Origin of the sequence: Streptomonospora halophila, from assembly GCF_039542725.1 — a bacterium.
In the GTDB taxonomy this organism is placed as follows: Bacteria; Actinomycetota; Actinomycetes; order Streptosporangiales; family Streptosporangiaceae; genus Streptomonospora; species Streptomonospora halophila.
This window is the reverse complement of record NZ_BAABIK010000008.1, coordinates 134,930-146,868: the sequence shown is the minus strand read 5'-3', so window position 1 is coordinate 146,868 and position 11,939 is coordinate 134,930. Positions and strand designations below refer to the sequence as shown.

The 11,939-nt window shown below is 72.3% G+C and carries 10 protein-coding genes; 5 read left to right on the top strand and 5 right to left on the bottom strand.

Annotation, left to right across the window (positions count from 1 at the left end; all coding sequences use genetic code 11):
* Positions 1-93: 93 nt before the first annotated feature.
* From ABEA15_RS09405 to ABEA15_RS09390, 4 genes are all read right to left on the bottom strand, one after another.
* Complete coding sequence (locus tag ABEA15_RS09405; protein WP_344143395.1) at positions 94-1,530, bottom strand: sensor histidine kinase; 1,437 nt, start codon at positions 1,528-1,530, stop codon at positions 94-96.
* A 1,716-nt stretch (positions 1,531-3,246) separates the two neighbouring features.
* On the bottom strand, positions 3,247-3,654 hold the full coding sequence (locus ABEA15_RS09400) for a VOC family protein (protein ID WP_345556341.1): 408 nt from the start codon (positions 3,652-3,654) through the stop codon (positions 3,247-3,249).
* A 130-nt stretch (positions 3,655-3,784) separates the two neighbouring features.
* Positions 3,785-4,714: an NAD(P)H-binding protein gene (locus ABEA15_RS09395; protein WP_345556316.1), complete on the bottom strand. Its 930-nt coding sequence runs from the start codon at positions 4,712-4,714 to the stop codon at positions 3,785-3,787.
* A gap of 82 nt (positions 4,715-4,796) precedes the next feature.
* A complete protein-coding gene (locus ABEA15_RS09390) occupies positions 4,797-4,967 on the bottom strand; it encodes a hypothetical protein (RefSeq protein WP_344143398.1) in 171 nt (56 codons plus the stop codon).
* Between the two features lie 327 nt (positions 4,968-5,294).
* Between ABEA15_RS09390 and ABEA15_RS09385 the strand changes: the two genes are divergently transcribed.
* On the top strand, positions 5,295-6,188 hold the full coding sequence (locus tag ABEA15_RS09385; protein WP_344143400.1) for a LysR family transcriptional regulator: 894 nt from the start codon (positions 5,295-5,297) through the stop codon (positions 6,186-6,188).
* 228 nt (positions 6,189-6,416) lie between these two features.
* Here the strand turns inward: ABEA15_RS09385 and ABEA15_RS09380 are convergent, their stop codons facing one another.
* Positions 6,417-6,668: a hypothetical protein gene (locus ABEA15_RS09380; RefSeq protein ID WP_345556315.1), complete on the bottom strand. Its 252-nt coding sequence runs from the start codon at positions 6,666-6,668 to the stop codon at positions 6,417-6,419.
* Positions 6,669-7,209: 541 nt separating this feature from the next.
* Between ABEA15_RS09380 and ABEA15_RS09375 the strand changes: the two genes are divergently transcribed.
* From ABEA15_RS09375 to ABEA15_RS09360, 4 genes are all read left to right on the top strand, one after another.
* Positions 7,210-8,280 (top strand): tartrate dehydrogenase, encoded by a 1,071-nt coding sequence (locus tag ABEA15_RS09375; protein ID WP_345556314.1) that lies wholly within the window; start codon positions 7,210-7,212, stop codon positions 8,278-8,280.
* Between the two features lie 180 nt (positions 8,281-8,460).
* Complete coding sequence (locus tag ABEA15_RS09370) at positions 8,461-9,546, top strand: tartrate dehydrogenase (protein ID WP_345556340.1); 1,086 nt, start codon at positions 8,461-8,463, stop codon at positions 9,544-9,546.
* 34 nt (positions 9,547-9,580) lie between these two features.
* A complete protein-coding gene (locus tag ABEA15_RS09365; protein WP_345556313.1) occupies positions 9,581-10,747 on the top strand; it encodes an enolase C-terminal domain-like protein in 1,167 nt (388 codons plus the stop codon).
* A 151-nt stretch (positions 10,748-10,898) separates the two neighbouring features.
* Positions 10,899-11,900: a tripartite tricarboxylate transporter substrate binding protein gene (locus ABEA15_RS09360; protein ID WP_345556312.1), complete on the top strand. Its 1,002-nt coding sequence runs from the start codon at positions 10,899-10,901 to the stop codon at positions 11,898-11,900.
* The last annotated feature ends 39 nt before the right edge of the window (positions 11,901-11,939 follow it).

Below are 11,939 nucleotides of genomic sequence, written 5' to 3'. Positions count from 1 at the left end.
GTCATGCGGGCGGTGCGGTGCCCGGAGTATGCGCTGGGTGCCCGGCGACCACCCGGGGCCCTGCAACGGGCAGGCGTCGACCGGCACCGGATCTCACCGGGTGGTGTCGTCCGAAGCGCCGTCGCGCCCGCGGGCGGTCTTGCGGAAGGCGGCGAAGCGGGTGCCCGGGTCGCCGAATTCGCGCTTGCGCTCGGTGCGCGGCTGGGAATGCTGGCTCTCGGCCTCGGCCAGGGTCTGGCCGCGGCGCCGCTTGGGCAGAGCGTGCTCGCCGGTCTCGCCTGCGCCGCCCCCGCCGATCGCCGGAGCGGGCGCCGAGGACGCGGCGACGGGGGCGGGCTCGGCGGTGCGCGGCGGCGGGGGCGGGGCGGCGGGCGCGTCGAGCGCCTGGCGCGGGCGGGTGATGAGGTGCTGCGGTACGAGGACGACGGCGCCGGTGCCGCCGCGCGAGGACGGCCGGAAGTTGACCGTCAGCCCGTACTTGGCGGCGACGCGGCCGACGACGGCCAGGCCCATGCGGCTGCCGGGCAGGTTCGTCAGGTCGTGGGGCTGGGACACCAGCTGGTCGGCGCGGCGCCGCTCGCGCGGGCGCATGCCCAGGCCGCTGTCCTCGATCGTGACCATGACGCCGGTGTCCTCCTCCTCCACGTAGACGTGCACCTCGGTGTTGTGCGCGGAGAAGTTGGCGGCGTTGTCCATCAGCTCGGCCAGGGCCTGCATCACGCCCTCGGCGGCGTAGCCGACGACGGCCGCGCTGCTGGTGGAGTGGATGCGCACGCGGCGGAAGGCGTAGATGCGCCCCATCGCGCCGCGGAGGATGCTCTCCATGACGATGGGCTTGGTCCAGCGGCGCCCGGAGCGGCCGCCGCTGAGCAGCGCGAAGCTGTCGGCGAGCCGGCCCATCTGCGAGACCTGGTGGTCGAGCTCCAGCAGGTCGCCGAACACGCCGTCCTGGTCGCCGTAGCGGTCCTCCAGCTCGCGCAGCTGGGCGAGGAGGTTGGTGACCTGCGCCTGCACACGCGCGGCGGCGCCGGCGCAGGCCGCCATGGCCGCGGCGCCGCGCCGCTCAGCCTGCCCGAGGGTCTGGCCCAGCTGGACGAGCAGCGTGCGCAGCGCCTCCTGGTTGGGCTGGGCGGACTCGGCGATGGCGGCGTCGGTGGTGGCCCCTTGACGGATGCGGCGGCGCAGGTCGGGGACCCCGTCATGGGCGAACTGGCGCAGCTCCTGCTCAAGCCCGGCGGTCTTGTGCTCGGCTTGGGCGACGCGCTCCTCCGCCCGAGCGGCCCGCTCGCGGCTCATGGCGGCGGCAGCAGCGTGGTAGGTGGCGACGGCGATGGCGCCGGCCAGCAGCACACCCATGACCGAGCCGACCGTGATCATAAGCACACGCACGTCGCCGGGCACGGCCGAGACCACCCAGTACCAGGCCGCGGCCAGAACGACGCCCGCGGCGCAGAATGCGAGTACGGCTTGCAGGCCCGGCGAGTTCGGCGAGCGCTGCGACTGATTTCTTTCGGATACACGTGCTGACATCGATCAGGTCCTCGTCGGCGATTGGAAGCAGGCGGAACCCGGCCCGCGTCGGACCCTGATCCGTTGCACGGCTGCACGGCAGGACGATCGGGCCCGGAGACAGCCTGTGCGACGGCCAGTGGGGGTGATCCGGAACTTACCGTAGCCCACTCCAGACATGCGGGGTCAATCGAGCCTCAAATCCTCAATCGGCGCTGATTCCTTCGTTTTAAATCCGACAATCCTCGCCTTTGAGACATTGGATGCGGACATTCAGCACATCCGGGAGGTGTTGCGCTGGGCAAGGTTGCGGATCGAAAACCGGCCGAGCGGAATGCGGGTACGGGTGCCCCCGATCGCCCACGCGAGGCACAGGACGGGGCAGCGTGGGGCAGTAAGGGGAGGGGCAGGACGGGGCAGCGCGGGGAGGGGCAGGACGGGGCAGCGCGGGGCAGTAAGGGGAGGGGCACCAAGGGCGGCGAAGGCGACGAAGATGGTGGGCGGTTGAGCCTGCGGTGATCGGCCGAGGACCCTCTCGGTTGCGCATGCGACGAAGCAGCAAGGGCACCGGGCGGTCGAGCCCGCGACCAACGGTCGGGGCGCCCGCCGGTTCCCCACGCAACGAAGCAGCGAAGGCGGCGGACGGTCGAGCCCGCGACCATCGGCCGAGGCGCCCGCCGGCTGCCCACGCGACGAGGGCAGCGACGACCGCGGGCAGCCAAGCCCGCGACCACCGGTCCGGGCGCCCGCCGGTTCCCCACGCGACCCAACCAACGAGCACAGGAGCACGATTCACACAAACCGGTCATATGAGACCTGGTCGTGGCCGAGAAGGGCGACGAATCCGCCGCGAGCCGCACCGCAGCATCCCGGCGATCCGCAGTGGCCCTCAATGCAAGGCGATTGATGCACGAATGCCCGTATTGCACCCCAATAAAGCAGACCTTCCAGGCGCCAGCGGCGACGAACCACTCCTAATGCACCTCTCAGGGGCTATTGAGCGCCGGCTTGGGCACACTCGTCGCCACACGGCACCTCACAGCACCTTATAAACACGGCAAATCGGTCAAAACACTTCAATAACTTCCGCATCGCGGAATTTTGAGGTGCCGTGGATGCCGCGCCACTGGTTGAGCGCCACTCGTGGCCTTACCAACTCGATGGGCACGCCCAAATCCCGAAATGTCGCCAGCGATGGGAGGCACGGCGCCGTCCTGAACCATGACACCGGCGCGCACCCGAACCGATCCGCGCGGGCTCAACCACCCGCCGCCCTCGCCGCCCCGCCGCGCGCGCCACCACCGAACACCCGAACCGATCCGCGCAGGCTCAACCACCCACCGCCCTCGCCGCCCCGCCGCACGCGCCACCACCGAACACCCGAACCGATCCGCGCAGGCTCAACCACCCACCGCCCTCGCCGCCCCGCCGCGACAGCCACCGGCGCGCACCCGAACCGATGGGCTCGGGCTCCGCCATCCTCACTGCCCCCTGAGGCGCGACCAGCGACTACCCGAACCGGTGGGCCGGGGGCGACCGGGCGGCCGCATCCTCAAACCAGCCAACCCGGCCGCATCCTTCCGCCGACCGACCGGCCGACCGGCCCGACGCAGCCGGCCGACGGGGCGGCCGCATTCATATGAAGCGGTCGGATCCGTCAACCAGCTGGCCGATCAAGCGGCTGGCCGATCAACCGGCCGCACCCTTCCTACGAGCCGGCCCCGTCAAGCGCCCCGTTCACCCGTCATCCCTCAACCCGTCCATGGCTTCGATGTCCATATACACGACCTCCCACAAATGCCCGTCGGGGTCCTGGAAACTCCGCCCGTACATTCCAGGCCCTTCCATGGGTTCGTTGGAGGCGCTCCCACCCGAGGCCAGGGCCTTGTCCACCAGGTCGTCGACATCCTCCCGGCTGTCGGCGGAGACGGCGATGATCGTCTCCGTGGACGCCCGGGCGTCGGTGATCTCCTTCTTGGTGAAACCTTGGAAGAATCCCTTGACCAGCAGCATCACGACGGCGTTCTCTCCGACGGTAATGGCGGTGGCGTTCTCGTCGGTGAACTTCGGGTCGAACTCGAAACCGAGTGCGGTGAAGAAGTCGACGGAGGTCTTCAGGTCGGCTACCGGCAGATTCACGAACATCATTCTCGACATGCTGTGAAGCTAGCAACGCCCGACGACAATTCGGATCTAGCCGCGCCCGGGGCGCCTTCTTCCCCTTTATCTCACCTTCCATACCGCTTGCCCGTGTTTCAGGCCCGTTTCCCGGTTTTCAACCCCGAGTCCGTGTATCCCGCCCCGGCGCCACCGCCCGCTCACCGGCGACCCGCTCGGCAACCGCCCGCTCAGCGGCCACCCGGTCGGCGGCCCATTGGCGGAAGGTGCGCGGGGGCGCGCCCGTCACGCGCTCCAGGGTGTCGGTCGCGGGCTCCGGATGCGCCACCATCCGGGCGTGCGCCTCCAGGATCTGCCGGGCCATCTCCTCCGGCAGCCCGCTCTCGGTCAGCTCGCGCACGGCCTCGTCGTCGGTCATGGCCTCGACCCGGACCGGCGCCCCCAGCTCCTCGCCGATGATCCGTGCCTGCTCGGCCTGGGTGATGCCCGCGGGCCCGGTGATCTCGTAGGCCGCGCCGGCGTGTCCGCTCTCCGTCAGGGCGCGCACCGCGACCTCGGCGATGTCGGCCTCGTGGATCAGCGGGCGCGCGAGGTTCGGGTACGCCATGCGGATCACTCCCGTCTCGCGGATGCGCGGGATCCAGTCGCGCAGGTTCGCCGCGAACCCGCCGGCGCGCACGAAGGTCCAGCTCATCCCGGACTCCTTGATCAACCGCTCCAGCATCGCGTGCGAACCGAGAATCCCGCCCTCCCGCTCCGAGCGCTCGGGGTCGATGCCCATCGTCGACAGGTACGCGATCCGCTCGACGCCGGCGGCCATGGCCTGGACGGTCTCGGCCGCCGCCGCGTCGGCCTGGACGCTCGGCCACACGAGGAACGCGGTGTCGACGCCCTCCAGGGCAGGCCCCAGGCTCCCGGGATCGGCGAGGTCGCCCTGGACCGCCTCGACGCCGGCGGGCAGATCGGCCTTCGCCGGGTCGCGCGTCAGCGCGCGGACGGCACGCCCCTCGTCCGACAGTCGGCGCACCACGTGTCGACCGACGTTTCCGGTCGCTCCGGTGACCAGGATCGGGCTCTGCGCTGCCATAGGACGCCTCCGTAGTCGTCTCGCCTGCGGCGGGCACCGGCCGGCGCCCGTTCCGCACCCTCACGTCCACGACTCTGCAGCCTCAACCAAAGTTGAGGTCAACCGGCCCGGCAGGCGGTCTCGGCACGGCACCGAGGACGACACCGAGGTAGGGCTCCCGTCCGCCGGACGTGCGCACCCCGGTGACGACCAGGTCGGAGAAGCCGTCGCCGTCGCCGTCGAGCGGGGGTTCGGTTCCGGTGCCCGGCCGCATCGCCGGCGTCCAATGCCGCGGAGCAGGCGCCGCTCCGCCGCAGGCGCTGAGCCCAGCCGGTACGAGGGCCGCTGCTGCGGCGGCGGAGCGGCGGTAGGAGCCGGATCGGCGGTCGATGAGGGCCTCCTCAGTCGGTGGGACCCCGGAGCGACGTTCACCCGGCTCCTCGTCGGCACGGACGTGCCGGAGCCGCCGACGACGTCCGCTCGGCTCGGCGGAGTACGCCGCACCGGCCGCCGCGACGGGGTGGGCCACCTCCGATAGGTTGAGGCTATCGACCGGCGGCTCCCACCGGCTCTGCTTGGAATACCGAACACGGGATGTCGTATGGACACGCGCCAACTCGAGTACTTCGTCGCCATCGTCGACCACAACGGGTTCAGCAAGGCGGCGGCGCGCATGCACGTCGCTCAGCCGTCGCTCTCCCAGGCGATCCAGCGCCTGGAGCGCGAGCTGGGCACGGCGCTGTTCCACCGCGTGGGGCGGCGCGTGCAGCTCACCGCGGCGGGCCGGGCCATGGTCGAGCCCGCGCGCCAGGTGCTGCGCGGCCTCGACACCACGCGGGCCAGCGTGGAGTCGATCAAGGGCATGCTCTCCGGCCGGGTCGACATCGCGGTAATGCCCTCCCAGGCCGTCGAGCCGCTGACCACGATCGTCACGCGGTTCGCCGAGCGCTTCCCCGGCGTCACGGTGAACGTGGCGGCGGTGTTCACGCCTCCCGAGGCGATCGAGAAGGTACGGGAGGGCGCCTGCGAACTGGCCCTGGTGGGCTCGGGCGAGCCGCTGCGGCCGGTGGGCGTGCAGGAGCACCCGGTCGAAATGCAGAAGTTCATTTTGGTGGCACCGCCGGACCACCCCTTCGGCGACGCCACGCGCGCACACTGGTCCGACCTTGCCGGTCACCGGGTGATCACCTACCCGGCGGGCAGCCGCGGCCGCCACCTCGTCGACCGCATTCGCGCCGAGGGCGTGGACCTGCACATCGCCGTCGAAGCCGGCCACCGCGAGGCGATCCTGCCGCTGGTGCTCAACGGCGCCGGCGTCGCGGTCCTGACGGAGTCCTGGACCCGCACCGCCCGCAGCGGCGGCGCCCAGGTACTCGACCTGGACCCGCCCACCTGGATCCGGATCTCGCTGCTCAACCGCGACGCCCCGCTGACGCCCGCCGCGGGCGCGTTCCGCGAGATCGCCCTCTCCTCCGCGCACAACACCCACCGCTGACGGCACCCGGGCGGCTCCGGGCAGCCCGTCCCCGAACTGCGGCCCGTAAAGTTCTCGACCAGCGGTGCGGGGGCGCCGTGACCGGCGCGCCCGCACCGTTCACGACCGGCCCGGCAGGGTGCGGGCGCCGCGGCCCTCCCCCGCTCCGCCGCCCGCCGATGCCCCGGTAGAGCGCGGAGGCCGAGTGCTCCCTCGCCCGGTCCGCGCCGCCCGCGGAGCGGTCGATCCTCAGCGGGGCGGCGGCGCCGTCGCCGTCCTCGCCGCGCAGGACCCGGTGAAGACCGCGCCGTCCTCGCCCGCGCCCGGTACGGGCGGCTCCAAGTCGACCGTGGTCGTGCCGGCGGCGCACGCCGCCGAGTCCGAAGCGACCGTCACGCGCCACTCGTCCTCTCGCAGCTTGGGGCCGACGACCGCGTCGGCGTAGCCGTCGCCCTGTACATCGGCGGCCGCGACGAGGTCCCCGAAGCCGTCGTCGGCCATCGGCTCCGGCGAGCCCGGCCCGATTCGGGATGGGCGTTGACCTGCGCGGCCGGCGGGCTTGGCAGGCCCGGCACGCCGGCGGCCTACCGCCCGAGCGGTCCGCTGCGCCGCCTCCGGCCCGGTCCCGCCCGCGGCCCCTTCCTGCCCCGCCCTTTCCCCCGCACCCTTTTCCGCCCCTGCTGACCGGCCACGGCCCTGGCACCGGCCCCGCACCCGCACCCGCACCCGCATCGCCGAAGAATCCGCATCGCGGAATTGAACCCGCCGTATTCATCCCCGGACATTCGGAAGGCGATTCCCCACCCGGTTTCACCTCGGAAGCACAACCGATAGGCGGAGCCTATAGGTCACATCGCCAATGACAGTTGGACTTTCGACGCATTCCTGGAATTAGATGTCCAGCGTGTGAACCACGGCATTTTTCGGGGATGCGGGGCCGGCACGGCCGGTCCGGCCGCAGGCCCGCAGCCGCCGCGCAGGCACACCATCGTGGAATCTGTGCGCCCGGGCCCAGAGGTCCGCGGCGAGTAGGGGAGTCGGTGTGGAACGCTTCGAAATCGCGGTCATTCCCGGTGACGGGATCGGCAACGAGGTGATGCCCGAGGCCCTGCGGGTCCTTGAGGCGGCCGGATCCCGCTACGGCGTCGAATTCGCCTTCCGCGAGTTCGACTGGAGCTGCGAGCGCTACAAGCGGACCGGCCGGATGATGCCCGAGGACGGCATCGAGCAGCTGCGCGGCCACGATGCGATCCTGCTCGGCGCCGTGGGCTACCCCGGCGTGCCCGACCACGTCTCGCTGTGGGGCCTGCTGATCCCCATCCGCCGGGAGTTCGACCAGTACGTCAACCTGCGTCCGGTGCGCCTGCTGCCGGGCCTGACGCCGCCGGTGCGCGACGTCTCGCCCGGCGACATCGACTTCTGGGTGGTCCGCGAGAACAGCGAGGGCGAGTACTCCATGCTCGGCGGACGGCAGGGCGAGGGCACGCCCGGCGAGATGGTCATGCAGGCCTCCGTGTTCACCCGGCGCGGCACCGACCGCATCCTGCGCTACGCCTTCGAGTTCGCCCGCCGCAACCGGCGGTCGCTGGTCACCTCGGCGACCAAGTCCAACGGCATCTACCACTCGATGCCCTACTGGGACGAGCGTTTCCGCGCGATCGCCGAGGAGTACCCCGACCTCTCCGCCGAGCAGGAGCACATCGACATCCTCACCGCCAAGTTCGTGCTCCGGCCGCGGCACTTCGACGTCGTCGTGGGCAGCAACCTGTTCGGCGACATCCTCTCCGACCTGGGACCGGGCGTGACCGGCACGATCGGCGTGGCCCCCTCGGCCAACATCGACCCCGAGCGCCGCCACCCCTCCATGTTCGAGCCCGTGCACGGCTCGGCCCCCGACATCGCGGGCCGGGGCGTGGCCAACCCGGTCGGGCAGATCTGGTCGGCGGCGATGATGCTCGACCACCTGGGCGCCCCCGAGGCCGGCGCCGGCGTGCTCGCCGCCGTGGAATCGGTGCTCGCCTCTACCGCCGCACCGCTCACCCCCGATCTGGGCGGTACGGCCCGCACCGGGGACCTGGGCGGGGCGATCGCCGCCGCAGTGGCCGACGGGTAGCGCTCCGCCGCGCCGACCTCCCCCTCACCACCGCCCCGCACCACCGGCCCCCGCCCGCGCCCTCTGCCCCTGCCTCCCCGCGCCCGAACCGCCCGGCACCCGCCACAGCGGTCCGACGCCGCCCGAGGCCGTCTCCAATCCGCCCGTGAACGCCGTGAGAACGCGAGAAGGAGTCCCGCCATCAGCGCCCAGCACCGCTTCACCATCGCCGCCATCCCCGCCGACGGCGTGGGCACCGAGGTCGTCGACGCGACCCGCACCGCGCTGGCCGAGCTCGCCCGGCGCGGCCCCCAACCCTTCGAGATCACCTGGCGCGAGTTCGACTGGGGCTCGCACTACTACGCCGAGCACGGCCGCATGATGCCCGAGGACGGGCTGGACCGGCTGCGCGAGATGGACGCGATCTTCTTCGGCGCCGTCGGCTGGCCGACCGTGCCCGACCACGTCAGCCTCTGGGGCCTGCGCCTGGCCATCTGCCAGGGGTTCGACCAGTGGGCCAACATCCGCCCCGTACGCTTCCTGCCCGGTGTGCGCAGCCCGCTGCGCGGCACCCAGGGCGCGCAGGGCCGGGCGCTGGACTGGGTGGTGATCCGGGAGAACAGCGAGGGCGAGTACGCCGGGCTGGGCGGGCGCAACCTCTCCGGGCGCGGGCCCGGCCACGAGGTCGCCGTGCAGTCGGCGCTGTTCACCGAGACCGGCTGCGAGCGGATCGCACGCTACGCGTTCGACCTCGCCCGCACGCGCGAACGCCCGAAGGTCACCGGCGTCACGAAGTCCAACGCCCAGCAGTACGGGATGGTGCTGTGGGACGAGGTCTTCGACCGGGTCGCCGAGGAATACCCCGACGTCGAGGCCGAGCGGGTGCTGGTCGACGCGATGGCGGCGCGCTTCGTGCTCCAGCCGGAGAGCCTGTCCGTCGTGGTGGCCTCCAACCTGCACGCCGACATCCTCTCCGACCTCGGCAGCGCGCTCGCGGGCAGCCTGGGCGTGGCGGCCAGCGCCAATCTCAATCCCGAACGCCGCCACCCCTCCATGTTCGAGCCCGTGCACGGCTCGGCCCCCGACATCGCCGGGCAGGGCGTGGCCGACCCGATCGGGGCGTTCGGCAGCGCCGCGCTGATGCTGGAGCACCTCGGCCTGCCCGCGGCGGCGGCCGCGCTGGAGGCGGCCATCGCCGAGACCACCGGAGCGGGGGTGCTCACGCCCGACCTCGGCGGGACCGCGACCACCGACGAGGTGACCAAGGCGCTGCTCGACCGGCTCTGACCCCGTCTCCTCTTCGATCCGGACTGGACCACCAATGCGCATCACGAAGATCACGCACAGCGAGGCGCCGATCGCCTCGCGCATCAGCAACGCGGTCATCGACTTCTCCCGCATGACGGTGTCGGTCGTCGCGGTGCACACCGACGCCGTCGTCGACGGCGAGCCGGTGGTGGGCTACGGCTTCCACTCCAACGGCCGCTACGCCCAGACGGGCATCCTCGCCACCCGGGTCCTGCCGCGCGTGGAGGAGGCTCCGGCCGAGGCGATCACCGACCCCGCGACCGGGATCATCGACCCCGTCGCCGTGCACCGCGTGGCCATGGCCAACGAGAAGCCCGGCGGGCACGGGGACCGGGCGGTCGCGGTGGGCACGCTGGACATGGCCGTGTGGGACGCCGCCGCCAAGGCCGCGGGGCTTCCCCTGTTCCGGCTGCTGCACCGGCGCTTCGGCACCGCGCCGGAACCGGAGACCGCGGTGTGGGTCTACGCCGCCGGCGGCTACTACCACCCCGACAAGCCCCTCGACGGCCTGCGCGCCGAGATCGGCGGCTACCTGGAGACCGGCTACCGCGACGTCAAGATCAAGATCGGCGGCGCGCCGCTGGCCGAGGACATGCGCCGCATCGAGACCGTGCTGGAACTGCTGCCCGAGGGCTCGCGGCTGGCCGTGGACGCCAACGGGCGCTTCGACCTGGCGACCGCGCTCGCGTACGCGCGGGCGCTGAGCGACTACGACCTGATGTGGTACGAGGAGCCGGTCGACCCGCTGGACTACCGCGCCCACGCGGTGCTGGCCGAGGAGTACGCGGGCCCGCTGGCCACCGGGGAGAACCTGTTCTCGGCGGCGGACGTGCGCAACCTGCGCCGCTACGGCGGTCTGCGGCCGCACCGGGACGTCCTGCAGATGGACCCCTCGCTCAGCTACGGCGTCGCCGAGTACGACGCGATGCTGCGCGACCTGGCCCTGGGCGGCTGGTCGCCGCGGAACTGCTGCCCGCACGGCGGCAACCAGATCAACCTCGCGCTCGCCGCCGCCTACGGCTTCGGCGGCTGCGAGTCCTATCCGCAGGTCTTCGAGCCCTTCGGCGGCTTCGCCGAGAACACGCCGATCACCGACGGCCGGGTGGCCCTGCCCGAGGCGCCGGGGATCGGCATTGAACTCAAGCCCGCGCTGCACAGCATGCTGCGCGAGCGGCTGTGACTCCCGGTCCGCGCCTGCGGGCGCGGGCCGGCGGCCACGGCCGCCAGCTCGGCCGCGGCGGCGCCCCCGCCGCGGCCCGCCGGGCGGCGGTCGCCCGCCGCCCCTGGCCCCCCATCTCCTTTGTGCCCGCCGGGCACAGCGAGGAGGAGCGATGCACTACCCCTCACGCCGGGCTTTTCTGGGCGGTCTGACGGCGGCCGCCCTGCCCATGCCCCTCGCGTCCTGCGCCACGCAGAGCGCGCCGGCCGGAGGCGACGTCTCCGACTACCCCTCCCGCAGCGTCACCTACACGCTGCCGTTCGATCCCGGCGGCGAGTCCGACGTCACCGCACGCCTCCAGCAGCAGCCGCTGGAGGACGCGCTGGGGGTGTCGGTGGTCGTCACCAACCGCCCGGGCGGCGGCGGGGCGGTCGGCTGGTCCGAACTGGTGCACCAGACCCGGTCCGACGGCTACACGTTCATGGGAGCGAACCTGCCGCACGTGATCCTCCAGCCGCTCGCCCGCGGACGGGCCGGCTACGAGACCGACCAGATCAACTGGGCCTACATCTTCCAGAGCACGCCCAACGCGCTGGTGGTCAGCGGGGAGAGCGAGTTCCGGACCGTCGACGACTTCATCGCCGCGGCCCAGGAGGAGAAGCTGAGTCTGGGAGGCAGCGGCTCCTACAGCGCCAACCACGTGGGGGCGCTCGCGCTGGCCGAGGAGTCGCGGGGACAGTTGACCTACGTGCCCTTCAGCGGCACGGCCGCGGCCTCGCCCGCGCTGCTCGGCGGCCAGGTCGACGGTCTGATGACCTACAACACCGAGGCGCTGCAACTGCAGGACAAGGGCATGCGGGTGCTGGCCATCGCCTCCGAGGAGCGCGTACCGGAGTTCCCCGACGTCCCGACGCTGCGGGAGAGCGGATTCGACATCGTCGAGGGCGCGTGGCGCGGCGTCGCCGTGCCGCCCGACACGCCCGACCGGGTGGTCAGCGTGCTCGCCGACGCGTTCGCTCAGGTCAATCAGGACCGCGAGTTCGTGAAGAAGGCCGAGAACCTCGGCTACCACATCCTCGACATGGGACCCGAGGAGTCCAGGGAGTTCACCCGCGAGCGGACGGCCCAGGCCGAGGACCTGCTGCGGCGATTCGAACTGCTGCACGGCCAATAGCGCCCCGGCGGCCCCGCGGCCGGGGCCTCGGCTTGCCGC